Raw genomic sequence first — 25711 nt, 5'->3', positions numbered from 1 at the left:
GTGCTGCTCGCCCGTACGGACGTACGTGCTATCGGGCGGCTCCAGGGTCCTCGCTGCGGGTGATTGCGAGCAGGACCAGGTCGTCGGTGATGCAGCCGCCGGTGTGGCGGGCGACGTCGGCGAGGAGGGCGTCGAGCAGGGCGTCCGGCCCGGAGAACTCCCGCCCGGTCAGCCTGGCGCCGGGGTCGTAGAAGACCCCGGCGCGGTCCCGTGCCTCGGTGAGGCCGTCGGTGTAGAGCAGGAGCGTCGTCCCCGGCGGGAAGGGCACCGTGTCGGTGCGGTCCTCGCCGGCGCCCAGGTCCGCCAGGCCCAGGGGGAGGGCCGGTTCGGAGGGCTCCGCGTAGCGCGCCCGCCCGCCGTGCAGGAGCAGGGGCGCCGGGTGGCCGCGGTTGAGTAGCTGCAGCTCGTCGCCGGAGTGCGGGATGCCGGCCAGGATGCTCGTGACGAACCCTTCGGTCCGCTCGACCCCGTTCCGCCGCTCCGCCTCGCGGCGCAGGGCCCGCTCCAGCCGGGCCGATACCGCGGTGATCGCGGGTTCGTCGTCGGCGGCCTCCCGGAACACCCCCATGGCGACGTCCACGGCCTTGACCGCGTCCATGCCCTTGCCCCGCACGTCGCCGACCAGGCAGCGTACGCCGTACGGGGTGTCCTGCACGCCGTAGAGGTCGCCGCCGATCTGCGCGTCCTTCACGGCCGACTGGTAGCGCACGGCGATCCGCAAGGGCCCGATCGAGGCCGGCGGCCGCGGCAGCACGGCGCGCTGCACGGCCAGGGCGATCCTGCGTGCGGACTCCAGCCGCACGTTGCTGTAGTACATGAGGCGGTTGACGACGACGGCGAAGGCCGAGACCGTGGTGACGGTGGCCAGCTCGCTCTGCCCGCCGGAGTCCCCGAGGAAGCCGAAGTGGATCAGGAGGGCGGTGTCGGCCGCGCACGCGCCGATGCCCGCCAGGATCGTCGCCCGCAGCGACAGCAGTGCGGCGGCCGACATCGGAGCGGCCGTGTAGAAGGCCTCGGCGCTGAAGTGCGGAGGGGTGTTGTAGTCGAGGGCGGCGCCCCCGACGAGCAGGAAGGCGGGCACCCACTGCAGGTGACGCAGGCACCAGCGCCCGACGCCGGTACGCTCCGTGCCCGGTGCCCTCACGTGCCCGCTCCCGCTCTTCCGCGCCTCACGACACGCTCCAGCATCGCCGGGCCGGAGGGGGGCTGCCAGTCATGAGGCGCCCGTATGGCGCAGCCACTCGCGGCGGGTGAGCACGTACTCCACGTCGCCGTGCTCGTCCCCCTCGACCGGGTGGGGCCAGTCCTCGAAGTAGGTGCGGGAGTGGGAGAGCCCGCACTTCTCCATGACGCGGCGCGAGGGGGCGTTCACGTACATCGTGTTCGCGGTGATCCGTTCGAGGCCCGGCTCGCGGAACCCCTGCTCGATGAGGGCGAGGGCGCCTTCCGTCGCGTACCCCTTGCCCCAGGCGGCCCTGCGCAGGCGGTAGCCGAGGTCGGCCGAGCCCGCCGGGGCGCCCGGCAGGCGGCGCAGGCAGTGCCAGCCGATGAACTCGCCGGTCTCCCGCAGGTGCGTCGCCCGGAAACCGCCCCGCAGCATCCGCTCGAACGACTCGGCACGGATTTCGGCCCGCGTCATCGGGCGGCCGCCGGTGATGTAGCGCATCACCGCCGGGTCGCTGTCGAGCTCGACGACGAGATCGAGGTCGTCCTCGGTGTCGGCGAAGGGGCGGAGAGCCAGGCGGGGGGTGGTGAGGCAGGCGTCCATGGCGCGATCATCGCCGGGCGGTGCGCGGGAGGCGAGCGAATTCGGGCGCCGGCCGGGCCCGGGCGGGCCGGGCCGGGTGCCGCACGCGGTCGCCGGGTGCCTCACGCGGTCACTGTGTGCGCTGCGCGTTCCACAAGGGCAGGCCTTCGAAGAAGGACACGGCTTCCGTGCGCCAGTGCGGTCGCCAGGAGGAGGCTTCGGCGGCGGCGTCCTCGGCGTAGCGGCGTACGGCGGAGCGGAGTTCGTCGTCGACCCCGCGGTCCCGGGCGATGCCGCGTATGCGGTCGATCGTGGCGGCCGTGCAGCCCGGGTCTCCCAGCGCGGACTCCAGCAGCGCGCGCTCCGCGGTGGTCGCGGCGGCCAGTACGGCGCGGACGGCGTAGCTGCGGCGCCCGGAGCGGATGTCGGAGCCGGGGGACTTGCCGGTGGTGTGTTCGTCGCCGAAGAGGTCGAGGTAGTCGTCGCGCATCTGCCCGCTGATGCCGGCGAGGGTCGCGTAGCGGCGCAGCCGTCCGTCGTGGCCGGCCAGGTGTTCTCCCGCGGCGAGCAGGCCCAGCCGCAGCGGGGCGAGGATGGAGTACCGGGTGGACTTGTACTCGCAGACGGTGTGCAGCAGGTCCTCGGAGGGGAGCGGCTCGAAGTCGCGCTCCAGGTCGGCGATCTGGCCGGCGACGGTCTCCGCGCCCGCGCGCAACTGCACCTCCAGCATGGCCTGCTTGAGCGCGGCGGGCGTGTCGGCCTCCAGCAGGACCCGCATCGACAGGAACGCGGCGAGGTCCCCCGCCAGGACGGCGAGCCCCAGCGCGGTCCGGGGGTCTCCGGGGAACTCGCTGCGGTAGGCGTAGTACGTGGACGGGCCGCCGCGCCGGACGGGGGCGTCGTCGATGATGTCGTCGTGGACCAGCCCGTGCGTCTGCAGCAGTTCGATGCTCAGCGCGGCCTCCTCCAGGCCGGGCGGCTCCTCGTCGGTCACCAGCCGGGCCGCCTCGTACATCAGGGCGACGCGCAGGCGCTTGCCGCCGCGCAGGGAGAGGTCCCGCAGGAGGTCCAGGCAGCGGGGGGTGAAGCGGCTGAGCGGCGGGGTGTCCAGGTGCTCGGCGAGGGAGTCGAAGTACGCCTCGAAGCGGGCGTCGAAGCGGTGCCGGTATCCGGCGAGCCGTTCCCGGGCGGCGGCCGTGGTCGTGCGCTGCGCATGGTTCGTGGTGCTCATGGGGTCCACCCTTCCAGCAGCCGGGGAAGAGAGTGACCGTCACTACGTCTTGTCACCGCCGCAACACTCTACGTAGCATTGTGGAATCAGTGGTTCCGGACGTCCGGAGGGGGTCACGATGAAACGTATCGCCAGCCTTGCGTGTGCGGCTGCCGCCGTCCTTGCCTGTGGTGTGGCGACCGCTGACGCGCACGGGGGGCAAGGGGCGTACAGCGAACACGAGAAGACGCAGGGCTTCGCCTCCACGCCCCACGCGGGCCCGCAGCAGGCCGCCGGGGCCGGAGCGGAGGCGGCGGGGGGATTTTTGCGGGTCTTCGGGGACCCCGTCGAAGTCGGGCCGGGGGCGAACGCCCCCGCCGTGGCGGTCTGTCCGGTCGGGCACGTGCCCGTCGGTGGCGGCGGCGAGACCTCCGCGCACCGCATCTACCTCACCGACTCCTTTGCGCAGGGCCCGCAATGGGTCACGCGCGGCACGAACACCAGCGCCGGCAGCGAGTCGATGCGGGCGTTCGTGGTGTGCGCGGCCCGCGGGTGAGGCCCGCGCGCGGAGGGATCCGGCGCGGGCGGCTCCTGCGTGAACGTCAGCCGGTCGGCAGCCCGGCGATCGGGAGCGGGCCCGGCAGCGGAGCGGGCGCCGACCTGCCCTGCGAAGCCGTCATCGTGCTGCCCACGCCCTGCCCCGCCGCCCCCGCGGCGGTGCCGACGGTCCGCTGAACCGGCTCCGTCGTCTTCTTCACCGCCGAGCCGGCCGCCTTGCCCACCGCGGGAACGGCCTGCTTCATCAGCTCGGCCCCCGACGCCCCCGCGAGGGTGGTCGCCTTCCGCGCGACCCCGTCGAGGCTGTCGCCCAGGTTGCCGGCGTCGAGGGCGGCCAGCTCCCCGAGGTCCGGAGGCTTCGGCCGGTCGGCGGCGTGCGCGGCGGCGGCCGGTCCCAGCGTCAGGGCGGCTGCGGCCAGCGCGGCGGTGGCAAGGGCTCGGCGCATCAGGTCTCCTCCGGGGGCGCGAGCGGGTTCTTCTCACGAGAACGACCGGCGGGCCTCACGGACACGCACCGCCCGGTCGCCGCCCGGTCCGTCTCACGCTCCGTTCACGCTCGGCCCGGAGGCTGCGACGGCCGGAGGAACCAGCGGCCCGCCACCTCGGCGACCTCCTCCAGCGCACCCGGCTCCTCGAACAGATGGGTGGCGCCGGGAACGACGTGGACCTCGTGGGGGGCCCGCAGCCGGGCCGCGGCCTCGTTGTTCAGCCGCAGCACCTCGCGGTCCTCGCCGCCCACGATCAGCAGGACGGGCGCCCGGACGCGGCCGAGCGCGTCGCCGGCGAGGTCGGGGCGGCCGCCGCGCGAGACCACCGACCGCACCCGGTCCGGGAGCTCGGCCGCCGCCGTCAGCGCCGCCGCCGCACCCGTGCTCGCCCCGAACAGGTGCACCGGCAGGCCCGCCGTGTCCGCGTAGCCGCCGAGCCAGTCGATCGCCGCCCTCAGACGGCCGCTCAGCAGGGCGATGTCGAAGCGGTGCCCGGCCGTGAGGGCGTCCACTTCCTCCTCCTGCTGGGTCAGGAGGTCCATCAGCAAGGTGGCCAGCCCGGAGCGCTGGAGCGCGGCGGCGACCGCCCGGTTGCGCGGGCTCAGCCGCGAGCTGCCGCTGCCGTGGGCGAACAGCACCACCGCGGCGGCAGGAGCGGGAACGACGAGGTCGCCGGCGAGTGCCGCGCCGCCGGCGGGTATGCGCACTGCGTCGGAGGTCATCGCGATCCACCCTCTTCCGCCCCTCTCCAGCCTCTCTCTGTACGGGCGTCACGACCAGCCGGGCGCCGTCGCGGTGCCGCGCGGGGCGTCCGCGCCGTTCGGGGCGCTTTGCCTCAGGGGGCTTCGCTGACGAAGGCGCCCGCCCGCGCCGCTGCCGCCGCGGCCACCGCCGCACGCTCCGCCGCCGCCTCGTCGAGCGGTTCGCCGGTGGTCAGCAGGCGGTAGTAGAGGGGGGCGGAGACGGCGCGGACGACCTCCCGGGTGTCGGTCCCCGCGGGCAGCTCGCCCCGCTCGACGGCCTGCTGCGCGCAGGGCTCCCATTCCGTGACCCGGGTGTCGTAGAAGCGGCGCAGGGCCGCGGCCGCCTGGTCGTCGCAGGTCGCCGCGGCGATCACCGCCTTGAACAGCGCTCCCTGCCGGGGGTCGGCCAGTGTGCGCTGCACGAGGCGGGCGTTGGCGCGCAGGTCGCCCAGCAGCGTGCCCGTCTCGGTGCGCGGGAGCGACTGCTCGGCCATGTCCGCGAGCAGGTCGGCGACGAGGTTGGCGGGCGTTCCCCAGCGGCGGTAGACGGTCGTCCGGCCGACTTCCGCGCGGCGGGCCACGTCGGCGAGGTCGAGCCCGGCGAGCCCGCCCTCGGCCAGCGCGTCTCCGGCGGCCCGCAGGACGGCGGCCCGCACGCGCGCGGTGCGCCCGCCCGGGCGCAGGGTGCCGGGGTCCGCACTCCTCGATGTCATAACGGGACTCCCATTCCATTAGCGGCTGAGCTCTGTTACGGTGAACCCATCTTAACGGGATGCGGGTCCCGATAGTGAGGGGAAGGGAACGGCTGTGGAATACCGACGACTGGGCGCTTCAGGACTGATGGTTCCGGCGCTGAGCTTCGGCGCGGGCACCTTCGGGGGGCGCGGCGAGCTCTTCGGCGCCTGGGGCGACACCGACGCCGCCGAGGCGCGCCGCCTCATCGACATCTGCCTCGACGCGGGGCTCAACATGTTCGACACCGCCGACGTCTACTCGGCAGGCGCCTCCGAAGAGGTGCTCGGCGCCGCCGTCAAGGGACGCCGCGACCGGGTGATCCTCTCCACCAAAGCGGGCCTGCCGACGGGCGACGGCCCGGCGGACGCCGGAACCTCCCGCGCACGCCTGATCAAGACCGTCGACGACGCGCTGCGCCGCCTCGGCACCGACTACATCGACCTCTTCCAGCTCCACGCCTTCGACGCGGCGACCCCCGTCGAGGAAGTCCTCTCCACCCTCGACGACCTCGTACGGGCCGGGAAGCTCCGCTACACCGGCGTCTCCAACTTCGCCGGCTGGCAGCTGATGAAGTCGCTCGACGCCGCCGACCGGCACGGCCGGCCGCGCTACGTCGCCCACCAGGTCTACTACTCCCTCATCGGCCGCGACTACGAGTGGGAACTCATGCCCCTCGGGCTCGACCAGGGCGTCGGCGCCGTCGTCTGGAGCCCGTTGGGCTGGGGACGGCTCACCGGAAAGATCCGCCGCGGCCGGCCCCTCCCGGCCGGCAGCCGCCTGCACGCCACCGCGGACTACGGCCCGCCCGTGGACGACGAGCTCCTCTACCGCGTGGTCGACACGCTCGACGAGATCGCCGGCGAAACCGGCAGGACCGTCCCGCAGATCGCCCTGAACTGGCTCCTGCAGCGCCCGACCGTCTCCTCCGTCATCATCGGCGCCCGCAACGAGGAGCAACTGCGCCAGAACCTCGGCGCGCTCGGCTGGAACCTGACCGCCGATCAGGTGGCACGGCTCGACGCCGCGAGCGCGAAGGAGGCTCCGTACCCCTACTTCCCGTACGAGCGTCAGGAAGGCTTCGCGCGGCTCAACCCGCACCCCGTGCGGCGCGCGGACGGTGCGGTCTGACGCGCCCTTGCCCGCCCCCGGTGACGGCCAGGGCAGCGGGCAACGACGGACCGTCAGGAGGCCAGAGCGGCCTCGACGGCCGCCAGCACCTCGGGGGCGTCCGGCTCCGTCCGCGGGCTGAAACGGGCGACGACGCTCCCGTCGCGGCCGAGGAGGAACTTCTCGAAGTTCCAGCGGATGTCACCGGTGTGCCCCTCGGCGTCCGGCGTGCCGACGAGAGCGGCGTACAGGGGGTGCCGGTCCGCGCCGTTGACGTCGGCCTTCTCGGTCATGGGGAACGTCACGCCGTACGTGGCCGAGCAGAAGGAGGCGATCTCCTCGGCCGTGCCGGGCTCCTGACCCATGAACTGGTTGCACGGCACGCCCAGCACGGTGAAGCCGCGCTCCGCGTACTTCTCGTGCAGCTTCTCCAGCGCCGCGTACTGCGGGGTCAGGCCGCACTTCGAGGCGACGTTGACGACCAGGACGGCCTTGCCGCGGTACTGCGCGAGATTCGCGGGGCCGCCCTGGAGGGCGCCGATCTCCACTTCGTGGACGGACACGTCGTGCTCCTTGCTCTCTGCATGATCAGGTCGGGTCATCCGCGGCCCAGTATGCCCGCCCCCATCCGGACCACCGCGGCCGGCCGCCGGGCCGGAGAAGCCGTCGTCCTACGGCTGCCCGGTGGGGCGGTGGCGAGTGGCGGCGTTGCGTTGCAGGTGCCTCAGACGCTCTTCGAAGCGCGAGTGGGCGCCGCGCACCACCGGGTGGGCGGCGGGCTCGGCCTTGGTGGGCTGCGGGGGCGGCGGCGGAGTGCCCGGCGGCAGGGGAGGACCGTAGGCGTCGTACGGTGCCGGAGGCGCCGCCGGCACGGGCGGCGTCGTCCGCGCCCGGTGCTCCTCCGCCAGCACCGCCATCAGCTCGTCGCCGAACCCCAGCCCGGCCGCGTAGTCGTCCGCGCGGCACTCGGCCCTGCGGTGCAGCCAGGCGACGAAGAGCGGACCGATCGCCACCGGCAGGGTGAGCCACCACATCGACTCCGTGAACGTCAGCACGTACACGAACCACAGGAACGTCAGGGAGAGGCACCCTCCGCAGGCGATCCCCGCCACGTTCCTCGACCCCAGCAGAAGGAGCAGGCCCGTGGTGATCAACCGCCACACCGTACGGGCCGGCAGCGCGTACCAGTCGGCGAGCATGCCCGCCCACGTGTGCCCGCCCACGTGGTGGCCCAGCTCGTGCGCCAGGACGGCCGCCAGCCGGGAGTTCGGCAACCGCTCCAGCGCGTGCCGGGTGACACCGACGATGTGGCCGGCCGCGGCCGTCGCGTTGAGCTCGGCACGCTCCTGCACCCACAGCTCGTACGTGCCCTGGTTCACGCCTGCACGACGCGTCACCTCCTCCCACACCGCGGCCAGCCGCTCCGCTTCCGCCGGGGTGGGCCGCCTCATGCCCAGCAGGCGGCGGGCGATCGCGGCTTCCGTGGAACGGTGGAACACCAGCGGCCCGGACAGCAGCCACACCACGGGCAGCAGCAGGCCGAGCACGGGGTTGAGCAGGGCGGAGGCGAACGAGACCACGGCGAGGCTGATCAGCGCGGTGGGAATCGTCACCACGAGCTGGGAGAGGGCCGCGCCGTCCACTCCGCGCTGATGGGCCTTGAGGTGCTTGCGCCCCGACTGCAGCGCCAAGTCGTCGTGTCCGGCGGCGTTGACGACGGCGTCGGCGGTGCCGGGCTGCGGCAACCCGGGGTCCCCTGCCGGGGGAGGCGGAACGATCCCGGGGCCGGTCCGGTCCGGCGCGGCCTCCTCGCCCGGAGGGAACGGCTCGCCCCCGGGACGGACGGGAGCGGCCGCATCGGCGGGGTACGGCGGTGGCGGTGCGCTACCGCCCGGGTACGCCGCGGGTGCCTCCTGCGGGTAGGCGGGCGGGGTCTCCTGACCCGGATACGGGGGCGGAGGAGTTGCTTCCTGCGGGTACGGGGGTGGCGCCTCCTCGCCCGGGTAGGCGGGAGGTTCTGCCGGGTCCGGACAGACCGGAGGGTCTGCGTGTTCGGGGTAGGACGGGGGCGCGGTCCGATCCGGGTAGGCCGGGGGCGTTTCCGCGCCCGGGTGCGCCGGGGATGCTGCCGGGCCCGGGTACGCCGGAGGCTCTGCCGGGCGCGGGTGGGCCGGAGGGCCTGCGTGCTCCGGGTATGCCCGGGGAGCGGCTTGTCCCGGGTGCGCCGGAGGTTCCGCCTGCCCCGGGTGCTCCGGGGCATCCGCCTGCCCCGGGTACCGCGGCGGAGGCGCCGCCGCATGCGCCCGCGGATACGGCGGCGGTGCCGGCGGCTCCGGGTGTGGCGGCGGATCCTGCCGTAACGGAGCCGTCGGCGGTGGTGCCCCGGGCGTGGCGGGACGGTCCTGTTCGGGCATGGCGGTGTCGCCTCCTGACTGGTCGTACGAAAAAGGTGGTCGGCGGTCAGCCGACGAGGAGCGCGCCCGGCAGCAGCACCATCGCGGCCGTGAACCCGGCCATGCCCGCGCGCAGCCACCCGTACTTGCCGGCGACGATCCGGCTGTTTTCCGTGAGTGCCGCGAGGACCGCGGCCGTGGGAGCGCGCTCGGTCTCCCGTAGCGCTTCTTCCAGCGCCGCAGGGCCTCGGCGGGAGGCGCCGCGGATGTCGGCGAAGTGGGTGATCGGCAGGCCGGGGCGCCAGCCGTGCGTGCGGTAGCGCGGGATCACCGACATCAGCAGCGAGAGCAGCGAGCCGAGGAAGCACACCGCGCCCGCCCACCACAGCACCTCGCCGAAGAGCGAGAGGGACGCCGGCTGCCAGCCCCGGACGGCGAGCACGCCGACGAGCACGGAGGCGGCCATGCCCTGCGCCGCCACGAGGACGGAGCCCTTGGTGTCGGCCCGGGCCGCCTCTTGGCGCAGTTCGGAGAGCAGCCGCTCGGCGGTCCGCGGTGCGGCGGCGGCCGGCGCGGGCTCGCCGGCCGTCATCGGCCGGGAGGCGGGGTGGGCGGACGGTATCCGAAGACGGGGCCCGCGTCCGGCGGGGGCGTACCGTCCCGGGGCTCCTGCGGCGGTGCGGCCTGCGGTGCGGCGTCGCCCCCCGCCGCGGGCCCCTCGACCGCGGGCGCGCTGTCGGGCATGAGAGCCCCCCTCGCCGCGTTCATGGTCTGCCTGCGCAGCTCGTCCAGCTGGTGCTCTTCGAGCCGGCCCGGCCCGCCGCCGAAGGCCTGCAGTGCGACCTGCAGCTGGTTCTGCATGGCGTGGGTCTGGTCGGCCCGGAGGCTCTCCAGGACCAGGCGTCCGTCCTCGGGGTGCTGGGCGAGGTGGAAGGCCAGGGCGGCGGGCCCGCCGCGCTCCAGGTAGTACGCGTAGTACTGGATCTTCTTGGCCTCGATCTCCTGCAGTTCCAGCTCCTGCTGCCCGCGGATCAGCTGCCGCTCGTGGCCGAGGTTCTGGTGCTGCAGCTCGATCCGGTGCTCGTGCTGCCCCTGGGCGAGCGCCCGCTCGGCCGCCAGTTCGTCCTCCCGCATCAGCAGCGCGTGCCGGGGGTCGAGCTTCTGCCGCGCGAACTCGATGTCGCGCAGTTCCCGCGCGTGCGTCAGGGCCGCCTCGTCCCGGCGGATCTGGAGGCCGCACCGCACGTGCAGCCCGGCACCCGCGCCGAGCGGCCCGGCGGCTTCGAGCGCCTGCTGCGCCTCCTTCTCCGCCGCCGCGCTGTCCTCCATCGCGTACGCGCGCAGGACGGGCCGTACGGCGTCGTCGACGCGCCGCTGCACGAGGCCGGGCACGTTGCGCTCCCCGCTGGCGACGAACGCCGCGGGGTCGTGGACCTGCCAGCTGCAGGTCAGGGTCACCTCGAAGAGGAAGGCGTCGTTGCTGCTGGGCAGCGAGAGGACCGCGCCGGCGTCGTGCAGGCCCGTGTCCACCTCGTACACGGTGGTCCACCGGCGGGTGGCGACCTCGGCGCGGCTCGGGCGGCTCGGCGGCAGGAAGGTGTCGAGGCCGCCCTGGGCCGTGGTGAAGACCAGGGCGTAGTCGATGCGCGTGGTGCGGAGCGGCTTGAAGCGCGACAGCTCCTGGATCGTGACGACGGGGTCGACGAGCTGCGAGTGGCGGTTCGCGTCCTGCTGCCACTGGTGCTGCGGGCTCATCATGGTGCTGCTTCTCCTCGGGACGGTTGCACGCGGGATCGAGTGGAGCGGGGCTGCCGGGTGGTCACGGCGCGGGCGGCGGGGACAGCGCGCCGCGCAGCCGGAGGGCCACGGAGGGCGGAGCCGGGTCCGCCCCGCCGCGCAGGTTCTCCAGCAGGTAGACGAGCCGCTTCGTGTCCTCGACCGACACGGCCAGCAGCGGCAGCAGCTCGGCGAGGGCGCGTTCGGCGTCCCGGTCGCCGGCGGCGGACCGGACCCAGCCGCGCATGGCCGCCAAGCCGGACGCGGAGTACAGCGGGTCGTTGAGGACCATGCGCCACAGGGCGGCGAGCGACTGCCGGAGCAGCGCGCCGGGGGTGCCGGCGGTGGCCTCGGCACGGCCGAACAGGTCGAGGAGGAGCGGGCGGCCGCCGGCGCCGTCGGCGGGGCCGCAGGCGTGGACGACCGTGCGCAGGGCGAAGTCCCGGGCGAGGCCGCCGCGGGTCAGCGGCACGAGGGCGGGCCACAGCTCGGCCGCGGCGCCCCCGGCCTCCCACGCGCCCGCGTTCTGGCCGGCCGCGAGGAGCACGGCGGCGGCGGACTGGGCGAGTTCGTCGAGCTCGGCCGGCCACGTGCGGACCGGTCCGCCCCGCGCCTCCATGGCGCGCACCGCCGCCAGGAGCGCCTCGACGGCCTCCCCGGCGAACGCGTCGCCCACGAGGGCGTACGTCCGCACGGCCGCCCGGCGCAGCCGGTGGTCGTCGGCCGTGCACCACTCCCGCAGGATGCGCGGCACGTGGGGCGTGCCCAGGTGGTGGGCGAGGGCGAGCGCGTTGGCGGCGGCCAGCCGCGCGCGGAGCCGTGTTTCGAAGACCCAGGGGCGGACGAGGAGGGCCATGGTCGACGGCAGGTCGGCGTGTGCCAGGACCGCCGCGGTGGAGGCGGCCCGGGTGCGGACGACAGGGCGGGGGTCGTCCGCCAGGCGGCGCAGCCAGGTCACGAGGGCGGGGCGGGCCGACGGGTGGCCGGTCCAGACCTCGCGGAGCAGGGTGATGGCCGTGAGCGGGTCCCGGAACTGCACCTTCGTCTGCAGCACCGGCCCCCATTCGGTCTCCTCGGTCTCCAGATAACGGTCGGCCTGGGCGTGTTCGACGCGCTGGGCGCTGGAGGTGCCGAAGACGGGGATGCGGGCCGGCTCCCCGGGGTTTTCGATGCGCTGCAGCAGGCCGAAGAGGACATCGCTGAGCTCTGCGGTGAGCGGGTACGGGGCCTCGTTGAAGGTGGCGAGCGCGATCAGGAACGCCTTGTCGTGCAGGGTCTGTTCGGTGCCGTCGAACCAGGCCCGCACTTGCCGCTCGGCGGCGTAGTGGCCGTAGGCGGCGAGGCCGGCGAGGGGAAGGAGCCCCTGGGCGTGCGCGGCGATGCGGTCGGCGAAGGCGGCCAGGTCGGCGACGGGGCGCCGGTGCCTCAGGACCGCCCGCACTTCGGGGAGGGCCAGGAGCGTTTCGACGCCGTGACCGGCCAGGTCCTTGTGGCGCAGATGGCTGCGGAGCAGGGCCGCGGGCTCCGGCGGCCGCCACGGGACGGGCCCGGCGCCGCCGTGGACGACGGGGTGCGGCCCGACCACGACCACGAGGTGGCTCCCGGCCGCGCCGAGCTTCTCGCTCAGGGCGCGTAAGTGGTGCTCGCGCAGGGGCTGTTCCGCGCTGGTGGGGAAGTCGTCGATGAGGTGACCGCACGCGTCGCGCACCTCTCCGGCAAGGCGTCCGGGGGAGAGCGCGGGGTCAAGGGCCCGGTAGGCCGTCGAGCCGACGGCGCGCAGCAGCATGAGGGCCGCGGCGCGGCGCCCGGTGGTCGCGGGGCCGGAGAGGACGGCGACGCGGTGCTCCTTGAGCCGGGCGAGCGCGAGGGCGAAGGGGCTGCCGGGCTCCCATGTGTCGCCCGGGGTGCCGTCTTCGCCTTCGCCGCCGGAGGGGAAGGCGAAGTTCCGTGCGAGGGCCTCGACTTCCGCGGCGGGGATCTCGCCGGACCGCTCCTCGTCGTCCCCGCCGAGACGGTATTCGACCTTGCTGCCGCCGAGGATGACGTCTCCGGTGACCTGTCCGCCGCTCACGCCGTGCTGGTCGCCGCCGACGAGCGAGCCGCCGAGCCGCGCGGAGCGGCCGAGCATGATGCCCGGGCTGTGGCGGTAGAGGTCGCGGCGGGAGTCCCAGGCGTGCTCCGTCTCGGGGTCGGGCTCCGGGTCGGCGGCGGTTGCGGAGGCCGGGCCGGCCGGGCCCGGTCCGGGGTCCGCGTCCGGAGCGTCGCCCGCGGCCCGGCCCGGCGGGGCGGACTCCGCGGGCGCCGGCTCGTCGGCGGCCGCCCGGCCTTCGTGCGGGGCGTTCACGACCGGTCTCCGTCCTCGATGCGGGGTTCCCCGGCGGGGTCGGCCGGGGCGGACCCGGCGCCGGATCCGGAGCCGCCGAGGATGACGTCTCCGGTGACGTGCCCGCCGCTCACGCCGTGCTGGTCGCCGCCGACCAGCGAGCCGTGCACCACCGGAGCGCCGTGGAAGTGGAAGACAGCGCCCGTGGGGCGCGCGGGAGCGGGAGCCGGAGCTTGTGCCCGGGCCGGGGGCCGGGGTGCGGGGGACGGAGAGGAACCGCCCCCGGTCTCCCGGCTCCCGGCCGCCTCGGCCTCCCCGCCCACGGCTTCCGCCGCCGCCCCGCCCCCCTGGATCCACGCGGACAGCACCCCGTCCTTCACCGTCACGTCCGTGTGCCGGAACAGTTCCGGCCGGACCCCGTGGTGACCGTGGCGGACCACCCCCTCGTACACCGGCGTGCTCACGGCCAGGACGCAGTGCCCGTCCGCCTGTTCGGCGAGAGCCCGGCGCAGGGCGTCCGAGTCGAGCAGGCGGAAGGCCTGGTTGAGGTCGTGCCCGACGAGCCCTCCGGTGGTGCCGGCCTGCGGGTCGTGGGCGACCTCGCCGGCGGCGAGCACCATCCGCAGGCGCATCTGCGCGCCGCCCGAGGCGAGCCGGTTGTGGTCGTGGAGGAGTTCGGGCGTGACCGTGAGGAGCGCGCGCAGGACCGCGGTCTTGGCCACGTCGCCGCTGATGAGCACGATCAGGCCGTCACCGCGGTCCTCGCGGTACTGCTGGGTGGCCTCGACGCCGGCCGTCACCAGGGTCTGGTCGACGACCGTGTTCAGGGTGCGCCGGAGCACGGCCTGCACCACGTCGTCGCGGCGGCTGAACCGCTCGATGTCGAGGAGCAGGATGGTCCGGTTGACAGGCTCGCGCATGGCCGCCTTCCGCTGGGGACGTGGACGTGAAGGGCTGTGGGGGCGTGGGCCGTTGAGGCCTTCTTGACACCGGAAAGATGCCACTGGGACGGAGTTTGAGGCGACGGAAACTAGCACACTCGCGATGTGACGACGTACACACAAGCGCAACACGGCCGGCCGCGGGCCGGCACCGGCCGCGGCCCCGTCACCGGTCGCCCTGGCGCGCCATCCTCCGCAGCACGTCGGGCCGCATCACCACCAGCCCGCGCCGTCCCGTGCGGACGATGCCCCGCTCCCGCAGCCCCTTGAGCAGCCGGGCGACGGCCTCTCGGGAGGCGCCGACCGAGCCGGCGAGTTCGCTCTGGGTGAGCCCGGGCGTCAGCTGCACGCCGTCCTCCGCTTCCTCGCCGTGGCTGCGGATCAGCTCCAGCAGGAGCAGGGCCAGCCGCTCCTGGACGTTCAGGGCCGCGTACTGCAGGCGCCGGCGGTCGCTGTCGCGCATCCGGTCCGCAGTAAGCGCCAGCAACTTCCGGGAGATGTCGGGCCGTTCGTCGAGGAGGCCGCTGAACCGGTCCGCGTCGACGGCCAGCGTCTCGACCCGTCCCAGCGCCGTCACCGTCGCCCCTCGGGGCCGCCCGCTGAGCACGGCCCCCTCCCCGACGATGTCGCCGGGCCCGCGCAGCGCCAGCAGGGCCTCGTAGCCGTTGGCGGCCGCGGAGGTCACCTTCGTCCAGCCGGAGAGCAGGATCAGCACGTGCGCCGTGGGCTCGTGCTCGCGCAGGAGCACCTGCCGGGCGCTGAAGACGAGGGGCGTCGCGCTTTCGAAGAGCGCCTGCCGGTCCTCGGCCTCCAGCCGGACCACGAAGGGAACACGGTCCTCGAACTCCATCGCCTGCCTCTCCTCCCTCTCCCGCCTGCCCGACGGTCTCCGTGCCCGGTCCGGGGGCGGGAAGACGGAGAGTACGGCCACCACAGCGGACTAAACCCCTCCGGTTGGCGGGGGCGAGTCGTTCCCCCGGCGGGGGTCGCGGCGCGTACTGCCCTACTTGAGGCCAATGTTCCCGGTCTCGTCCTCTACGGCAGGATCATCCTCAACTTCCGCATCACCCCTCCCGTCCCCCCTGTCACGCATGAGGAGCAGTATGCGCATATCGACGCAGCGCGTTTTCGCCACGACGGCCTTCGCCGGAATGATGGCGGCCGCTTCCGCCGAACCGGCCCACGCCGCCCCCGCCCCCGGCGGCGACCGGATCACCCGGGCCACGCAGACCGGCCTGGAGGCGTTCCACGGCTACAAGCCCGGTCACCTCGACTCGATCCTCGAAGGGCTCCGCCCGGTCGGCAACGCCGGGAACCACGACCCTGACTGGAAGGGGCTCTACCTGGCCGAGACCACCGGGCACGCCGCCGGCTACAGCACCAACGAGGAGGGCACGGCCGCCGGTGGAGTCGTCCGCGTGACGCTGCCGGACGAGGTGAACGTGGCCACGGTCCACCTCGCGCACAGAGCCGACGAGACCGGCGAGGCCTTCCTCGACCGCCAGCTGAGATTCGTCAAGGAAGAGTTCGGCGTTCCCGCCGGCAAGCCGCTGATGGACGCGCTCGGGGAGAAGAACACCGTCCTGAAGATCGCCGACGACGGCACGGGGCAGAGCGAGTTCATCGTCCCCTGGAAGATGGCCGAGCGCGCCAAGGCCGAGAAGGCGGTCGAGTTCCGTGGCAAGAACTCGGCCATGGACGCCGCGATCTACGCGGCGGCCCCGGCCAATTGCCTCGCCCCCACCGGACGCGTCAAGCGGTCGGCCGACCGCTGCCTGCCCGTGGACTGGGACAAGGTCGAGGAGAAGGCCAAGGCCACGGCGAAGAAGGTCGTCCAGGACGCCGAGCACGTGGAGCGACTGCCCAAGCGCAGCCCCGAGGGCCCGACCTGGGGCGAGGCGCACTCCACCGCGGAACTCACCCGCGCCAAGGTCCGCGAGGTCAGCGGCGCCCACGTCGCCGCCTCGGCCGCCGGCGTCGGCACGTGGGTGTACGGCATGGCGAAGACGTTCTCCGACAAGAACGCCACCACCCTCGACAAGGCCGCCGTCACCGGCGCGGTCGTCCCCGGTCTCGGCCAGGCGCTCGGCATCGCCGACGGGATCCAGCACGGCGACGCCGAGGCGATCGCCGTCAACGCCGTGGCGCTCGCCGCGCTCGCGGCCGCCCAGGTCGTCCCCGTCGTCGGCGAGGTCGTCGACGCCGTCCTCCTCACCGAGCAGCTCGTCGAGGTGCTCGTGGACGTCTTCCGCACGGCGACGGCCGACCCGCCCCCGGCGCCGCGCCTCGACGCCGGAGCGCTGCCGATCCTGCCCGTGCCGCGGGCGTCCCTGCCGTGCAGCGTGTGGTGGACCTACATGGACGTCCTGTGGGAGACGGCCGGGAAGGTGCCCGCGAACGAGAAGGTCCCCTCGAAGACGCAGGTCGTGGTGCGGGAGCGGGGCGGCAGTGAGTACACGTACCCGGTGGCGGACGGGAAGTCCCCCGGCTGGCTCGTCCCCCACGGGCTCGGCTCCAGCCGGACCTTCGACGTCTTCTACCGGCTGAAGACCGACCAGGGCCGGGTCCTGGAGTCGAAGCAGCGGGCCGTGGTGCAGGCCAAGGCCGAGGTCGCGCAGTGCAACACCCTGATCTGGAACGAGGACTGGGACCGCTGACGCGTGCGCTCCCGCCACCGGCGGCCGCTCAGCTGCCGGTGGCGGATTTCCAGGCGTCCACGTACGAGGGCAGGTTCTCGCCGACCTCGGCCCAGTCGGGGCGGAAGATCTCCACGCCCCGCATGACGCGGGCGAGGGCGACGGCATTGGGGTCGGTCGCCTTGACGTCCGTACGGGCCGCGAAGCCGCCGCCGACGGCCGAGACGTCGCGCTGCACGCCCTCGCTGAGGAGGTAGTCCAGGAACTTCCTGGCGTTCTCGCCGTGCGGGGCGTTCTTCACAAGCCCCGCCGCGTAGGGGAGGGCGAACGTGGTGGGCTTGCCGTCGTCGCCCGCGGGGAAGAAGATGCCCTGGTCAGGCATCGACTTGCTGTTGGCGAAGTTCATCTGGACGTCCCCGTTGGCGACGAGGAGTTCGCCCTTGTTCACCTTGGGGGCGAGCTGGCCGGTGGAGCGCGACGGGCCGACGTTGTTCTTCTGCAGCTCCTTGAGGTACGCCATGGCGGGTTCCTTGCCGCCGAAGTCGTGCACGGCCTTGACGAGGACGGCCGTGCCGTCGCCGGCCACCCCGGGCGTCGAGTACTGCAGCTTGCCTTCGAAGCGCGGGTCGAGGAGGTCCTTCCAGGTCCTGGGCCGGGCGTCCTTGAGCTCCTTGGAGTTGTAGATGAAGCAGAGGTAGTTGCCGGCGATCGTGGTCCAGGTGCCGGAGGCGGCCTTGTCGCCGTCCGCGACCTTGTCCGAGCCCTGCGGGCGGTAGGCGGCGAGCAGTCCCTTGCCGTCGGCCTGCTGGACGAAGGGCGGCAGCGTGACGACGACGTCCGCCTTGGTGTTGGACTTCTCCCGGGCCAGGCGCTGCACCATCTCGCCGGAGCCGCCCTCGACGTAGCGGACCTTGATGCCGGTCTCCTTCTCGAAGCCCTTGAAGACCTTGTCGTAGAAGCCGGAGCCGTCCTCGGCCTTGAGCCCGTCGGCGCTGTAGAGGGTGATCTCCTGCTCGTCGGCGCCCGCCGTCCCGCCGCATGCGGTGAGCGGGAGGGCGAGGAGGAAGGCGGCGGCGGAGGCGAGCGGGACGCGGGAGGAACGGCGGGGGCGGGGGGAACGGGGCATGGGGGATCGCGCTCCTTCGAGTGCGTACGGGGGAGAGGGGGAGGGGACGGGCTCAGCGGTAGGCGGCCCGGGTGCGGATCCGGGAGACCGCGGTCAGGGCGAGGAGCGTCGTGGCCATGAGCACGACGGCGAGCGCGGCACCGGGGAAGAGCGCGCCGCGGTCGGTGGCGGCGAACACCTTGACGGGCAGGGGCAGCCAGTCCGGCGGGTAGAGCATCATCGTGGCGCTGAGCTCGCCCATGGACAGGGCGAAGCAGAGCCCCGCGGCGGCGGAGAGGGAGGGCAGCAGCAGCGGCAGCCTCACCTGGACGAGCACGCGCAGGGGGCTCGCGCCCAGGCTCGCGGCGGCCTGCTCGCAGGCGGGGTCGAGGCGGTCCAGGGCCGCGGCCACGGACTGGTGCGCGAAGGCGGTCACCAGGATCGTGTGCGCCAGGACGACGATCGCCGGGGTGCCGTTGAGCAGGAACGGCGGCTTGGAGAAGGCGACCAGGAGGGACAGGCCGACGACCACGGACGGTACGGCGACCGGCAGCACGAACAGCACGTCGACCACGCGGCGAGCCCGTGTGCCCCGGGCCGCGAGGGCCGCCCAGGTGCCGGTGACGAGGGCGGCGGCGGAGGCCCCGAGGGCGGTCAGCACGCTGGTGACGAGCGCGTCGAGGGAGTCGCCCCGGGCGACGGCCCGGTAGTGGTCGAGGGTCGCCCCCGAAGGGAGTGCTCCGCTCCACCCGGTGGCCAGGGACGCGGCCACGATGACGAGGAACGGCAGCGCGAAGACGGGGAGGAAGAGGACGAGGAAGGCGGCCTGGACCGCCCGGCGGGCACGAGGGCTATGCACGAGCACGGCGGACTCCGTCCATGCGGGTGGTGAGCATCCGGTAGAGCCCGTACAGCGCCAGAGAGAGGGCGATGTTGACGACGGCCACCACACAGGCACCCGTGTAGTCGCCGTCGAGGATCGCCTTGCCGTAGACGAGCACGGGAAGGGTCGTCACGCCCTTCGCGCCGGTGAAGAGGACGATGCCGAATTCGTTGAGGCACATCACCAGGACGAGCGAGCCGCCCGCCGCCAGCGCGGGCAGGGCCTCGGGCAGGATCACCTGCCTGATGATCCGCGGCGCCCCGGCCCCGAGTGAGGCCGCGACGTCGAGCTGGGCCGTCTCCAGTTGTGAGAAGGCGCCGAGCAGCGGTCGCATCACGAACGGCGTGAAGTACGTGATCTCCGCGAGCAGCACGCCCCAGGGCGTGTGCAGGAAGTCGAACGGGCCGGACGCGGCGCCGGTCACCCCGGTCCACACGCCGTTGGCCATGCCGGCGCTGCCGTAGACGAAGAGCAGCGCGAGGGTGATGAGGAAGGAGGGGAAGGACAGGAAGACGTCGACGAACCGGCCGACGGCCCTGCCGCCGGGGAACGGCACGAAGGCGATGACCAGGGCGAGGGAGAAGCCGAGGACGAGGGCCCCGGCGGTGGATCCGGCGGCGATCAGCACGGTGTTGCGCAGGGCGTCGCGGAACGCGTCCTGGGCGAACACGTCGGCGTACGCGGAGAATCCGTGCCCGCCGCCCTCCGGGGACACCGACTGCCACAGGACGAGCGCGAGGGGGTGGAGGAAGACGAGCCCGAGGGCGGCGACGGGCGGCAGGACCAGAGCCCACGCCGGCACCCTGAGCCGGGGCAGGGCCGCGGGCGGCCGCCCGGACAGCGCTTCGGTGCTAGCCACGGGCCCCGCCCCCGCCCGCGCCGGCCGGCAGCAGCACCGCGTCGTGCGCGGCGAAGTGCACGGTGACCTCGGTGCCGAGCGGCGGCGTCTCGCGGAGTTCGCGCAGCTCGGCCGTCACCCGATGACCGGCGACGTCGACGCCCAGGCGGTGCGTCGCACCGCGCCACTGGACCTCCGCGACCGTCCCGCGCAGGGCGTTCGGCCCCTCTCCGAGGCCGACCAGGTGCGGGCGGACGCACAGCGTGGCGGACGCCCCCGCCGCCGCGCCGCCGGCCGGCACGTCCAGCCGCGTGCCGCCGAGGCGGACGCCGCCGTCGGTGACCGTCACGGGCAGGAGGTTCGCGCTGCCGACGAAGGAGGCCGTGAACGCGGTGCCGGGCCGCCGGTAGAGGTCCTGCGGGGTGCCGCAGTCCTGCAGGCGCCCGCCGTCCATGACGGCGATCCGGTCGGCGAGGGTCAGCGCCTCGACCTGGTCGTGGGTGACGTACAGCATGCTGACGTCCGGCAGTTCGCGGTGCAGGCGGGCCAGCTCGGCGAGCATCCCGGAGCGCAGCTGCGCGTCCAGCGCGGACAGCGGCTCGTCCAGGAGGAGCACGCCCGGCCGGACGGCCAGCGCCCGCGCGATGGCCACGCGCTGCTGCTGGCCGCCGGAGAGCTCGCGCGGGTAGCGCCCGGCGTACGCGGACATGCCCGTCATCTCCAGCGCCTCCGCGACCCGCGCGGTGATCTCGCCGCGCGGCGCCTTGCGCGCCTTGAGCCCGAAGGCGACGTTTGCCTCGGCCTTCATGTGCGGGAAGAGCGCGTACTGCTGGACCACCATGCCGACGCCGCGCCGGTGCGGCGGAAGCCCGGTGACGTCGCGGTCGCCGATGAACACCCGCCCGGCCGTGGGCCGCACGAAGCCCGCGACGGCGCGCAGGGCGGTCGTCTTGCCGGACCCGGAGGGGCCGAGGAGGGCCATGACCTCGCCCGGTTCGACGGTGAGGCCGAACGATTCGAGGACGGTGGTGCCGCCGTAGGCGACGGTGACGTCCTCGAAGCGGATGCCTGTGGTCACCGGCCGGCCTCCGCTCGTGCCAGGATGCCGGGCAGCTCCGCGACGGAGCCCAGGACGTGGGTCGCGCCCGCGGCGAGCAGCGCGGCTTCGTCGTGGGCGCCGGTCAGGACGCCGGCCACGACGCCCGCTCCCGCCCGGGTGCCGGACCGCATGTCGTAGGAGGTGTCGCCGGCGACCGCGACCTGCCGGACGTCGTCCGCGGCGCGGGTGCGCAGCAGGGCGGTGAGCACCATGTCGGGGTACGGGCGTCCGCGCCCGCCCGCGTCGGCGGGGCACAGGGTCAGGTCGGCCAGGTCCGTCCAGCCGAGGGCGGTGAGGATCGCGTCCTGGGTGACGCGGGCGAAGCCGGTGGTGAGGACCACGGTGCGGCCCTCGCGGCGGAGCTGCTCGACCGCCTCGCGCGCCCCCGGCACCGGCTCGCAGCGGCCGTCGGCGACCAGGCGCCCGTAGACCGACTCGAAGGCGGCGTTGGCGCGCTGCGCCGGTTCCTCGTCGCCGGCGAAGAGGTGCCGGAAGACGGAGATCTTCGACTCGCCCATCGTGGCCCGCACGTGGGCGAGCTGTTCGGTGTGGCGCGCGGTGCCCGGTGCGACGCCGAGCTCCTGGACGGCTGCGGTGAAGGCCTCTTCGACGAGGCCGTCGTCGGCGACGGTGGTGCCGGCCATGTCGAGGACGACGAGGGTGGTCTTCCCGGAAGTCATGTGTCTCACCAGCCCAGTTCGTTCGCGGTGGTCTCGGCGATGGCGGGCGAGCAGGTCATGCCGCGCCCGCCCGGGCCGGTCACCAGCCAGACGGCGTCGCGCACGCGCTCGCGGTGCACGACGCGGGAGGTGTCCAGGCACTGTGCGTAGACCCCGGCCCAGCGCCGGCGGATCTGCGGCAGAGGGCGGCCGAGGAGCGCCTCGGCGACGGAGGCGAGGTGCGCGTACGGGGCCTCGTCGACGTCGAAGGCGAACGGCTCGGCGTACTCGTGGGTGTCGCCGATCGTCAGCCCGCCGTCGGCGCGCTGGACCATGAGCAGCTGCATCTTGTGCTCGGCGGCGGCCGGGGGCCGGGCCTGGGCGGCGGCCATCGCGTCGAGGGCGGCGCCGCCGTAGGCGGGGTAGTAGCGGAAGCTGTCGGCGTCGGCGACGGAGGTGGTGAGCCGCTCGCCCAGCGGGGCCGTCTGCATCATCTGCAGCCGTACGCGGCGCACGGGCAGCCCGGGGGCGAGCTCGCGGGCGAGCCCGCCCAGCCAGGCGCCGGTGCACAGCACGACGGCGTCGCCGCTGTGCAGTTCGCCGCGGTCGTCGCGGACGGTGTTCCCGCCGGTGACGTCGCGGACCTCGCGCCCGCCGAGGAAGGTGTAGCGCCCCGAGCGGTGGAGGGCCTCCTTGAGCACCCGCTGGGCGGTGCGCGGCTCGACGGCCGCGTCGCGGTCGCAGGCCAGGGCGCCGAGGAGCTCGCCGCGCAGAGCCGGCTCGGCCTCCCGGACCTCGCCGGGCGTGAGGAGGCGGAAGCCGCGGGCGGCGGCGTCGGGCCGGGCCAGGGCGGCGCGGGCGACGGCCAGTTCGGCCTCGGTGGTGACGGCCGTCAGCGAACCGTTGGCGCGGAAGCCGAGGCCGGGGACGGCGTCGCCGATCTCCTCCCACAGTTCGCGGGCCCGCAGGGCGGTGGCCAGCTCCTCTCCCGCGGCGCGGCCGCTGACCCAGATCAGGCCGAAGTTGCGGACGGAGGCCCCGCGGGCCTCGGCCTCGCGCTCGATGTGCACGACCTCGTGGCCGCGCCGGACTGCCTGCCAGGCGTGCATGGTTCCCAGCACGCCGGCTCCGATGACGATGACTCGCATGACGTGAACGGTCGTCGGGGCGGGTGACGGGCAGAGGGCCGAGCGGCGAACCGGCGGAAAACGCGCCGCCAAACTTGGACCAGACCCGTTATCATTCCGTTACTTCTGGAGGCGGGGTGGTGTTCGTGCTCGTGCTGTGCTCAGTCCTCGCCGCGCAGGTGGGTGGTGAAGGAGAAGCGGTCGCCCCGGTACAGCGACCGCACCCGCTCCAGCGGCCTGCCCGCGGTGTCCCGGGAGACGCGGTGGATCAGCAGCATGGGCAGCGCGGGCGGCGTGCCGACCAGCAGGGCCTCGCGCGGCGTGGCCAGCACCGTCTCCAGCCGCTCGTCCGCGTCGCCGAAACCGATGCTGAGCCGCTCGCGCAGATAGCCGTAGAAGGAGGAGTCCGGCTCGAAGTCCGCATCCAGGCGCGGCGCCCGCTCCACCGCCACGTACGTGCTCTCCAGCCCCACCCGCTCGTCGTCGGCGAGCAGCACCCGCTCCAGGTGCCAGACGGGGGCCAGGGGTTCCACGCCGAGGTCGGGGGCGAGGGCGGCCGGGCAGGCGAGGCGGTCCAGGCCGACGAGGCTGCGCCCCGGGCGCCGGCCCTGGCGGCGCACCCCCTCGGTGTAGCTGGCGAGCGCGAGCGGCTGCTCCAGCTTCGGGCCCGCCACCACCGTGCCGCGCCCCCGGCGCCGCAGCCGTCCCTCCAGCAGCAGCTCGCGCAGGGCCTGGCGCACGGTCTCGCGCGACACCTCGAAGCGCGCGGCGAGCTCCCGCTCGGTGGGCAGGAGCCCGCCCTCGCCCAGCTCGTCGAGGAGCCCGGCGACCTGTGCCTTCACCGCGTAGTACTTGGGGATCCGGCCGTGCTCGGGGATGCCGGCGCGGACGGGGGCGCCCGGAGACCGGCCGGGCAGGCCGTGCGTGTGCATGTGCGTAGGGTCCACGGCGAGATCCTCGCATCCCGCCGCCGGTTCACCCGTCGCACGTCACGTCGTACAGCTTCATCGGCAGGCTGCCCTTCAGGCCCACGTAGGCCGTGAGGTGCTTGTCCGGGCCGGACTTCCACCGCGTGGTGACCGTGGCCCACCCCATGTCCGACGGCTCGGTCGTGACCTTGCCGACGACGATGTGCCGCGGAACGCCGCGGGCGCAGAGCAACACGTCCTGGCCTTTGGCCGCCGCGGCTCTCTTCCGGAGCTCCGCATCGACCTTGTGGATCCGGTCGGACGCGCTCGGGCCGTGCTGGCCGTAGAACTTCACGAGGAAGCTGTGCACCTGCGCCGCCGTGTAGTGCTTCGCCTTCGGCCGGGCTTCGGCCACCGGCGCCGGGCCGGCGACGCCTGCCGCACTCAGCGCGAGGGCCAGGGCGCAGCCGGCGGTGACGCCGGCGGTACGCGAACGGTACGTGGACGGGGGCGTGTGCGTGGGCATGGATCGGTCTCCTTTTTCCGCTTTGCCCCTATCAGACACGGGGCGACGCCCGAACAGTGCGGTACGGCTCGGACGAGCGGTGGTGCGGGAGGCGGCGCGCGCCCCCCGGGCCCCACCGGAGGCGTGGGCTTCCCTCACGTGCCCGCGACGGCACGCCCCGCGATGTTGCGCGCCATGCCGCCGAAGACGACGGCGTGGAAGGGTGCCACGCTCCACCAGTAGGCGTGCCCGGCCAGGCCGTGCGGCCGGAACAGGGCCCGCTGCCGGTAGACGGCGCGCGACGGCCCGTCAGGAGTGACCGTCAGCTCCAGCCAGGCGCGCCCGGGCAGGCGCATCTCCGCGCGCAGCCGCAGCAGGTGCCCGCGCTCGATCTCCTCCACGCGCCAGAAGTCGAGGGAGTCCCCGATGCGCAGGGAGTGCGGGTCCCGCCGGCCGCGGCGCAGCCCGACGCCGCCGGCGAGCCGGTCCAGGAGCCCGCGCACCGACCACGCCAGCGGGAACGAGTACCAGCCGTTGTCGCCCCCGATGCCCTCGACCACCCGCCACAGCTCCTCGGCCGGCGCGGCCACGGCCACCTCGCGGCGGTCCTCGTAGAGGCTGCCCCCGGACCACCCGGGATCCGACGGCAAGGGGTCGCTCGGAGCGCCGGGCAGCGACGCGGAGGACCAGCGGGTGGCCACGTCCGCGTCCCGTACGCGCTTGAGGGCCAGGCGGACGGCCTCGTCGAAGCCCAGCAGCCCCTCGGGCGGATCAGGGGCGTAGCGCGCGAAGTCGTGCTCGCGGCAGACCACCTCGTGGCGCAGCGACTCCACCAGCGGCCGGGCGATGCTGCCGGGGACCGGGGTCACCAGGCCGACCCACAGGCTCGACAGCGCGGGCGTGAGCACCGGCACCGGAAGGATGAGGCGCCGCGGCAGGTGTTCGACGGCCGCGTAGCGGTCCATCATCTGCCGGTACGTCAGGACTTCGGGGCCGCCGATGTCGAAACCGCGGTTGAGCTCGTCCGGCAGCCGGGCCGCCGCCAGCAGGCAGCGCAGCACGTCGCGGACGGCGATCGGCTGGATGCGCGTCTTCACCCAGCGCGGTGTGATCATCACGGGGAGCCGCTCGGTGAGGTGGCGCAGCATCTCGAAGGACGCCGAACCCGAACCGATGACGACCGCGGCGCGCAGGTGCGCCGTGGGCACGCCGCTGTTGAGCAGGATGCGGCCGACCTCGGCGCGCGAGCGCAGGTGGGGCGAGAGGTCCCGCTCGGGCACCTGCCGGGGAGCGAGCCCGCCGAGGTAGACGATCCGCCGTACGCCGGCCTCCTTCGCCGTCCGGGCGACCGCGAGAGCGGCCCGCCGGTCCTTCTCCTCGAAGTCCGTGCCGGTGCCGAGGGCGTGCACGAGGTAGTAGACGACGTCCACGCCCTCGAACGCCGGGGGAAGGGTGCCGGGGTCGGTGACGTCCGCCTTGACGGTCTCGATCCGGTCGGCCCACGGCTGGTCCCGCAGCCGCCGCGGCTCGCGGACGAGGCACCGCACCCGGTACCCGGCCCCGAGCAGCACGGGCACGAGCCGCCCGCCGATGTAGCCCGTCGCACCGACGACGAGCACGCGGGACGCTTCCGCTGCGGGGCCGGGGACGTGCGCGCTGGTGTCCATGGGCTCCACGTTTCCCTACGCGTCCCCGGGTTGGTCGACGCCACGCAGCAGCGCGCTCGCCCTGCGTGACGACGGGGCCCGCTCCGTGTGAGGCGGCCCATGAGGCGTGGGTCACTTACGAAGCGGGTTAGTGGGTGGGGTGGCGGAATGGTGGGGAATGGGGGGTGTATTTCCGGGGGCTATGAGCGGGGGTAGTAGGTCACAGTGCTTGTCAGGGGTTTTGGGTGCCGCTAACAATTGCGGGGTCGCTGGGCGCCGTCGAC

25 protein-coding genes are annotated in these 25711 nt (G+C 74.2%); 3 read left to right on the top strand and 22 right to left on the bottom strand.

The features are described 5' to 3' along the window. Nucleotides 1–28: 28 nt before the first annotated feature. The 3 genes from ACOTKD_RS09550 to ACOTKD_RS09540 form a co-directional block, all read right to left on the bottom strand. A complete protein-coding gene (locus tag ACOTKD_RS09550; protein ID WP_424888437.1) occupies nucleotides 29–1144 on the bottom strand; it encodes a PP2C family protein-serine/threonine phosphatase in 1116 nt (371 codons plus the stop codon). Nucleotides 1145–1213: 69 nt separating this feature from the next. After that, nucleotides 1214–1768, bottom strand: coding sequence for a GNAT family N-acetyltransferase (locus tag ACOTKD_RS09545; RefSeq protein ID WP_424888436.1), 555 nt, complete (start codon nucleotides 1766–1768; stop codon nucleotides 1214–1216). 109 nt (nucleotides 1769–1877) lie between these two features. Beyond that, nucleotides 1878–2978 (bottom strand): polyprenyl synthetase family protein, encoded by a 1101-nt coding sequence (locus ACOTKD_RS09540; protein WP_424888435.1) that lies wholly within the window; start codon nucleotides 2976–2978, stop codon nucleotides 1878–1880. 118 nt (nucleotides 2979–3096) lie between these two features. On the opposite strand from ACOTKD_RS09540, the gene ACOTKD_RS09535 reads away from it, so the two are divergent. After that, the gene (locus ACOTKD_RS09535) at nucleotides 3097–3513 is read left to right on the top strand and encodes a hypothetical protein (protein ID WP_424888434.1); all 417 of its coding nucleotides are present in this window, start codon (nucleotides 3097–3099) and stop codon (nucleotides 3511–3513) included. A gap of 46 nt (nucleotides 3514–3559) precedes the next feature. Here the strand turns inward: ACOTKD_RS09535 and ACOTKD_RS09530 are convergent, their stop codons facing one another. From ACOTKD_RS09530 to ACOTKD_RS09520, 3 genes are all read right to left on the bottom strand, one after another. Beyond that, nucleotides 3560–3961: an ATP-binding protein gene (locus ACOTKD_RS09530; protein ID WP_424888433.1), complete on the bottom strand. Its 402-nt coding sequence runs from the start codon at nucleotides 3959–3961 to the stop codon at nucleotides 3560–3562. A gap of 104 nt (nucleotides 3962–4065) precedes the next feature. Then, complete coding sequence (locus ACOTKD_RS09525; protein ID WP_424888432.1) at nucleotides 4066–4725, bottom strand: dienelactone hydrolase family protein; 660 nt, start codon at nucleotides 4723–4725, stop codon at nucleotides 4066–4068. 113 nt (nucleotides 4726–4838) lie between these two features. Beyond that, entirely contained in the window at nucleotides 4839–5459 is a 621-nt protein-coding gene (locus tag ACOTKD_RS09520; protein ID WP_424888431.1) for a TetR/AcrR family transcriptional regulator C-terminal ligand-binding domain-containing protein, read from the bottom strand. Between the two features lie 94 nt (nucleotides 5460–5553). On the opposite strand from ACOTKD_RS09520, the gene ACOTKD_RS09515 reads away from it, so the two are divergent. Beyond that, nucleotides 5554–6609: an aldo/keto reductase gene (locus ACOTKD_RS09515; protein ID WP_424888430.1), complete on the top strand. Its 1056-nt coding sequence runs from the start codon at nucleotides 5554–5556 to the stop codon at nucleotides 6607–6609. 53 nt (nucleotides 6610–6662) lie between these two features. Here the strand turns inward: ACOTKD_RS09515 and ACOTKD_RS09510 are convergent, their stop codons facing one another. The 7 genes from ACOTKD_RS09510 to ACOTKD_RS09480 form a co-directional block, all read right to left on the bottom strand. After that, complete coding sequence (locus ACOTKD_RS09510; protein ID WP_424888429.1) at nucleotides 6663–7151, bottom strand: glutathione peroxidase; 489 nt, start codon at nucleotides 7149–7151, stop codon at nucleotides 6663–6665. Between the two features lie 108 nt (nucleotides 7152–7259). After that, the gene (locus tag ACOTKD_RS09505; protein ID WP_424888428.1) at nucleotides 7260–8333 is read right to left on the bottom strand and encodes a M48 family metalloprotease; all 1074 of its coding nucleotides are present in this window, start codon (nucleotides 8331–8333) and stop codon (nucleotides 7260–7262) included. 715 nt (nucleotides 8334–9048) lie between these two features. Continuing rightward, complete coding sequence (locus ACOTKD_RS09500) at nucleotides 9049–9573, bottom strand: Pycsar system effector family protein (protein ID WP_424888427.1); 525 nt, start codon at nucleotides 9571–9573, stop codon at nucleotides 9049–9051. Next, on the bottom strand, nucleotides 9570–10739 hold the full coding sequence (locus ACOTKD_RS09495; protein WP_424888426.1) for a PE-PGRS family protein: 1170 nt from the start codon (nucleotides 10737–10739) through the stop codon (nucleotides 9570–9572). Before ACOTKD_RS09495 ends, ACOTKD_RS09500 begins: the two co-directional genes overlap by 4 nt. 61 nt (nucleotides 10740–10800) lie before the next feature. Further along, nucleotides 10801–13101: a hypothetical protein gene (locus ACOTKD_RS09490; RefSeq protein ID WP_424888425.1), complete on the bottom strand. Its 2301-nt coding sequence runs from the start codon at nucleotides 13099–13101 to the stop codon at nucleotides 10801–10803. Next, nucleotides 13098–14000, bottom strand: coding sequence for a hypothetical protein (locus ACOTKD_RS09485; RefSeq protein ID WP_424888424.1), 903 nt, complete (start codon nucleotides 13998–14000; stop codon nucleotides 13098–13100). Before ACOTKD_RS09485 ends, ACOTKD_RS09490 begins: the two co-directional genes overlap by 4 nt. 187 nt (nucleotides 14001–14187) lie before the next feature. Continuing rightward, nucleotides 14188–14871, bottom strand: a complete 684-nt coding sequence (locus tag ACOTKD_RS09480) for a Crp/Fnr family transcriptional regulator (protein WP_030364035.1) — start codon at nucleotides 14869–14871, stop codon at nucleotides 14188–14190. Nucleotides 14872–15124: 253 nt separating this feature from the next. Between ACOTKD_RS09480 and ACOTKD_RS09475 the strand changes: the two genes are divergently transcribed. Then, the gene (locus ACOTKD_RS09475; protein ID WP_424888423.1) at nucleotides 15125–16678 is read left to right on the top strand and encodes an ADP-ribosylating toxin; all 1554 of its coding nucleotides are present in this window, start codon (nucleotides 15125–15127) and stop codon (nucleotides 16676–16678) included. 28 nt (nucleotides 16679–16706) lie between these two features. On the opposite strand, the gene ACOTKD_RS09470 is transcribed toward ACOTKD_RS09475, so the two are convergent. From ACOTKD_RS09470 to ACOTKD_RS09430, 9 genes are all read right to left on the bottom strand, one after another. Continuing rightward, nucleotides 16707–17783, bottom strand: a complete 1077-nt coding sequence (locus ACOTKD_RS09470; protein ID WP_424888422.1) for a 2-aminoethylphosphonate ABC transporter substrate-binding protein — start codon at nucleotides 17781–17783, stop codon at nucleotides 16707–16709. A gap of 52 nt (nucleotides 17784–17835) precedes the next feature. Further along, nucleotides 17836–18627 carry an ABC transporter permease gene (locus ACOTKD_RS09465; protein WP_424888421.1) on the bottom strand — a complete coding sequence of 264 codons (792 nt, stop codon included), beginning with the start codon at nucleotides 18625–18627 and terminating at the stop codon, nucleotides 17836–17838. After that, complete coding sequence (locus tag ACOTKD_RS09460; RefSeq protein ID WP_424888420.1) at nucleotides 18614–19504, bottom strand: 2-aminoethylphosphonate ABC transporter permease subunit; 891 nt, start codon at nucleotides 19502–19504, stop codon at nucleotides 18614–18616. Before ACOTKD_RS09460 ends, ACOTKD_RS09465 begins: the two co-directional genes overlap by 14 nt. Next, nucleotides 19497–20561, bottom strand: a complete 1065-nt coding sequence (locus tag ACOTKD_RS09455; RefSeq protein ID WP_424888419.1) for an ABC transporter ATP-binding protein — start codon at nucleotides 20559–20561, stop codon at nucleotides 19497–19499. Before ACOTKD_RS09455 ends, ACOTKD_RS09460 begins: the two co-directional genes overlap by 8 nt. Further along, entirely contained in the window at nucleotides 20558–21262 is a 705-nt protein-coding gene (locus ACOTKD_RS09450; RefSeq protein WP_424888418.1) for a phosphonatase-like hydrolase, read from the bottom strand. The genes ACOTKD_RS09455 and ACOTKD_RS09450 overlap by 4 nt, the downstream gene beginning before the upstream one ends. A gap of 5 nt (nucleotides 21263–21267) precedes the next feature. Next, nucleotides 21268–22389: a TIGR03364 family FAD-dependent oxidoreductase gene (locus ACOTKD_RS09445; RefSeq protein WP_424888417.1), complete on the bottom strand. Its 1122-nt coding sequence runs from the start codon at nucleotides 22387–22389 to the stop codon at nucleotides 21268–21270. A 140-nt stretch (nucleotides 22390–22529) separates the two neighbouring features. Continuing rightward, entirely contained in the window at nucleotides 22530–23300 is a 771-nt protein-coding gene (locus ACOTKD_RS09440) for a GntR family transcriptional regulator (RefSeq protein WP_424888416.1), read from the bottom strand. A gap of 43 nt (nucleotides 23301–23343) precedes the next feature. After that, on the bottom strand, nucleotides 23344–23802 hold the full coding sequence (locus tag ACOTKD_RS09435) for a hypothetical protein (RefSeq protein WP_424888415.1): 459 nt from the start codon (nucleotides 23800–23802) through the stop codon (nucleotides 23344–23346). A 134-nt stretch (nucleotides 23803–23936) separates the two neighbouring features. After that, nucleotides 23937–25448 (bottom strand): SDR family oxidoreductase, encoded by a 1512-nt coding sequence (locus ACOTKD_RS09430; protein WP_424888414.1) that lies wholly within the window; start codon nucleotides 25446–25448, stop codon nucleotides 23937–23939. Nucleotides 25449–25711 lie beyond the last annotated feature (263 nt).

It is taken from the genome of Streptomyces sp. XH2 (assembly GCF_049725035.1).
Classification (GTDB): Bacteria; Actinomycetota; Actinomycetes; order Streptomycetales; family Streptomycetaceae; genus Streptomyces; species Streptomyces roseoverticillatus.
Note: the sequence above shows the minus strand (reverse complement) of the source record. Positions and strands in the feature narration are given on the sequence as shown.

Bases quoted from the DNA above. Each gene is read 5' to 3' on its own strand.
- ACOTKD_RS09435 (WP_424888415.1), bottom strand. From the start codon at position 23,802: ATGCCCACGCACACGCCCCCGTCCACGTACCGTTCGCGTACCGCCGGC.
- ACOTKD_RS09475 (WP_424888423.1), top strand. From the start codon at position 15,125: ATGCGCATATCGACGCAGCGCGTTTTCGCCACGACGGCCTTCGCCGGA.
- ACOTKD_RS09450 (WP_424888418.1), bottom strand. From the start codon at position 21,262: ATGACTTCCGGGAAGACCACCCTCGTCGTCCTCGACATGGCCGGCACC.
- ACOTKD_RS09545 (WP_424888436.1), bottom strand. From the start codon at position 1,768: ATGGACGCCTGCCTCACCACCCCCCGCCTGGCTCTCCGCCCCTTCGCC.
- ACOTKD_RS09470 (WP_424888422.1), bottom strand. From the start codon at position 17,783: ATGCCCCGTTCCCCCCGCCCCCGCCGTTCCTCCCGCGTCCCGCTCGCC.
- ACOTKD_RS09445 (WP_424888417.1), bottom strand. From the start codon at position 22,389: ATGCGAGTCATCGTCATCGGAGCCGGCGTGCTGGGAACCATGCACGCC.
- ACOTKD_RS09535 (WP_424888434.1), top strand. From the start codon at position 3,097: ATGAAACGTATCGCCAGCCTTGCGTGTGCGGCTGCCGCCGTCCTTGCC.
- ACOTKD_RS09540 (WP_424888435.1), bottom strand. From the start codon at position 2,978: ATGAGCACCACGAACCATGCGCAGCGCACGACCACGGCCGCCGCCCGG.
- ACOTKD_RS09440 (WP_424888416.1), bottom strand. From the start codon at position 23,300: ATGCACACGCACGGCCTGCCCGGCCGGTCTCCGGGCGCCCCCGTCCGC.
- ACOTKD_RS09520 (WP_424888431.1), bottom strand. From the start codon at position 5,459: ATGACATCGAGGAGTGCGGACCCCGGCACCCTGCGCCCGGGCGGGCGC.
- ACOTKD_RS09530 (WP_424888433.1), bottom strand. From the start codon at position 3,961: ATGCGCCGAGCCCTTGCCACCGCCGCGCTGGCCGCAGCCGCCCTGACG.
- ACOTKD_RS09495 (WP_424888426.1), bottom strand. From the start codon at position 10,739: ATGATGAGCCCGCAGCACCAGTGGCAGCAGGACGCGAACCGCCACTCG.
- ACOTKD_RS09485 (WP_424888424.1), bottom strand. From the start codon at position 14,000: ATGCGCGAGCCTGTCAACCGGACCATCCTGCTCCTCGACATCGAGCGG.
- ACOTKD_RS09500 (WP_424888427.1), bottom strand. From the start codon at position 9,573: ATGACGGCCGGCGAGCCCGCGCCGGCCGCCGCCGCACCGCGGACCGCC.
- ACOTKD_RS09480 (WP_030364035.1), bottom strand. From the start codon at position 14,871: ATGGAGTTCGAGGACCGTGTTCCCTTCGTGGTCCGGCTGGAGGCCGAG.
- ACOTKD_RS09525 (WP_424888432.1), bottom strand. From the start codon at position 4,725: ATGACCTCCGACGCAGTGCGCATACCCGCCGGCGGCGCGGCACTCGCC.
- ACOTKD_RS09430 (WP_424888414.1), bottom strand. From the start codon at position 25,448: ATGGACACCAGCGCGCACGTCCCCGGCCCCGCAGCGGAAGCGTCCCGC.